Below are 2,350 nucleotides of genomic sequence, written 5' to 3' on the forward strand. Positions count from 1 at the left end.
GTCCTCCCACACAATGGCAGGAAGTGAATCAGAGCTTCAAAGCAAACGCAACTGTAGTACTAGAAATCCTGAAGAACCAGCATGAATACTGAATCTTCACAGATCGGCGGCATCGAGGTCGAGATCGTGCGCAAGGCGATCAAGAATCTGCATATAGGCTGCTATCCGCCGGAGGGTCGAGTCAGGGTCGCGGCCCCCTTAGGCGTAAGCGACGATGCCATCCGCATAGCCGTGCTGACCAAGATGCAGTGGATCAAGCGAAAGCAATCGCAGTTTCTGAGGCAGGAGCGCCAGACGGAGCGCCGGTTCGTCTCAGGGGAGACGCATTTCCTGTTTGGCAGATCGCTCCGACTGGACGTTCAAAGGTGGGACAAGAATATCCACAGAATCTCACCCCAGGGCGGTGACCGCCTTGTCATGAAGGTTCCGAACAGCAGTACGGCCGAACAAATGCAGCGTAGAATGGATACTTGGCTGAAAGCCAAACTTCGGATCTACGCAGCACCCCGGATTATATTCTGGGCGAGTCGTCTGGAACGGAGCCCCAAAAAATGGGGCATTCGGCCAATGAAAACGAAATGGGGCAGCTGCAATCCGGATAGAGGGATCGTCTGGCTGAATGCAGAGCTCGCAAAGAAGCCGGAGCGCATGATTGACTATGTTGTTTTACATGAGATGGCCCATTTGGTTACTCCCAGGCATGACAGATGCTTCACGGATATTCTTGATCGGGAGTTGCCGCGCTGGAGGGAAATCCGGAACGAGCTGAATACCCTTCCGGTACCTGCCTGGGTTCGCTAACTTCGAGAGAGTTCATGACCACAGTAAACGACCCACACAGCCTTCGGGAAGAAATTGAGGTCGCCTATAAGGCCAGCGGCAACACCCTCGGCTGGCGACTGCTCTACAGTCCCGCCTCTGTGTTGTCGCACGCAAATGTTGCATTCATCGGCCTGAACCCCGGCGGCGACCAGATCCAGCCCGAGCATCCCGATATTTCAACCCAAGTAGGATCCGCCTATGAAGACGAGGCTTGGGGCGGTTATCCACCGGGCGAGAGCCCCCTGCAACGACAGGTGCAGGCGCTGTTCGGCAGGTTGCGAATACGCCCCGATCAGGTGCTGGCCGGAAATCTGGTACCTTTTAGGTCTCCGACTTGGAAATCTCTTGTCGGGCGCGACGATGCGCTCGCGTTCGGCTCCAACCTATGGACAGAAATTCTTGCGGCGGCCCGGCCAAGTCTGGTCATTTCTATGGGTAACGAGACAACATTCGCACTCGCGAGGCTGCTTGATGTCAAACACCCTGCACGACGGGAAGTCGGTTGGGGCAGAGTGACTGCGACCCGCGGTGTATCGGCAGACGCCGCCACAATGTTGATCGGCCTCCCGCACCTTTCCCGCTTCCGGATCATCACGAGGCCGGAAAGTGCCAGGCGGCTCTCCGGCATCTTTGGTGAATGGTGGAGCTAAGTGGCAGACCTGCGTCGGGGCGAAAGTGGCATTCGCTGTGTCCGCCGCCTCGCGACATTCCCGGCGTCGATCGAAAGGTGGGATGGGATCGCCGCAAGCCGTCCGGCGCCGTCGTCAAGAGTGTCCGCTCACGAGGCGATGGGATATTCTGGGCGAGCCTGGAACGGCAGCTGGCCGTTAGAGCGCCACTTTGTATTCCTGCACCGTGTTGCCTCCATCGACGACAATCATCTGGCCTGTGACGTAGCTCGCTTCTTCGCTCGCCAGGAACACCGCGACATGGCCAATTTCCTCGGGCGTGCCGGGGCGACCTATGGGGGTATGATGGCCGGCGACAATCTCGGCCTCGGAGCTCGATCCCGTCTGGATCCAACCCGGTCCGATGCAATTGACCGTCACGCCAGAAGCACCCGCCTCGATTGCCAATGCACGGGTCATACCCAGCATGCCGGACTTTGCCGCGGCATAGACAGAGCCGCCCGCGATGCCGACCACTGGCCCAGTGACCGAGGACATCTGCACGATGCGCCCGTAGCGACGTTCGATCATGCCGGGCAACACCGCACGCGTCACCAGGAAGGCTGTTTTCAAGCTGATATCGATGCCATAGTCCCAGGCTTCCTCGGTCATCTTCTGCATCTCATCCGCAGCGACATCGCCGCCTATCTGCGTCATGCCGGCATTGTTGACCAGGATATCTATGCCGCCCAGGCGGGCGGTGACCTCGGCGACCAAACTGGTCACCTGATCCGCCTTGGTCAGATCAGCGGGCCGTGCGAAGGCGGTGGTCTCGTCGGCACCAAGTTCGGCCAACCGGTGGAAGATCCGATCAGTAGTTGAGGTGATCGCCACCTTTGCGCCAGCCGCCAGCAGCAGTC

3 protein-coding genes are annotated in these 2,350 nt (G+C 58.8%); 2 read left to right on the forward strand and 1 reads right to left on the reverse strand.

Features of this window, described 5'->3' with window-relative positions:
• Positions 1-81: 81 nt before the first annotated feature.
• Positions 82-801 (forward strand): M48 family metallopeptidase, encoded by a 720-nt coding sequence (locus tag EIP85_RS12745; protein WP_127902573.1) that lies wholly within the window; start codon positions 82-84, stop codon positions 799-801.
• Between the two features lie 14 nt (positions 802-815).
• Positions 816-1,472 carry a hypothetical protein gene (locus EIP85_RS12750; protein WP_127902574.1) on the forward strand — a complete coding sequence of 219 codons (657 nt, stop codon included), beginning with the start codon at positions 816-818 and terminating at the stop codon, positions 1,470-1,472.
• A 177-nt stretch (positions 1,473-1,649) separates the two neighbouring features.
• Here EIP85_RS12750 and EIP85_RS12755 read toward each other — a convergent pair.
• On the reverse strand, positions 1,650-2,350 hold a 701-nt coding region (locus EIP85_RS12755), incomplete at its 5' end, for an SDR family NAD(P)-dependent oxidoreductase (protein WP_206615536.1).

This window comes from Solirhodobacter olei (assembly GCF_004010155.1).
Classification (GTDB): domain Bacteria; phylum Pseudomonadota; class Alphaproteobacteria; order Rhodobacterales; family Rhodobacteraceae; genus Solirhodobacter; species Solirhodobacter olei.

What these genes read in the sequence shown, in the direction of transcription:
- EIP85_RS12745 (WP_127902573.1), top strand. Translation starts at nt 82, where the DNA reads ATGAATACTGAATCTTCACAGATCGGCGGCATCGAGGTCGAGATCGTG.
- EIP85_RS12750 (WP_127902574.1), top strand. Translation starts at nt 816, where the DNA reads ATGACCACAGTAAACGACCCACACAGCCTTCGGGAAGAAATTGAGGTC.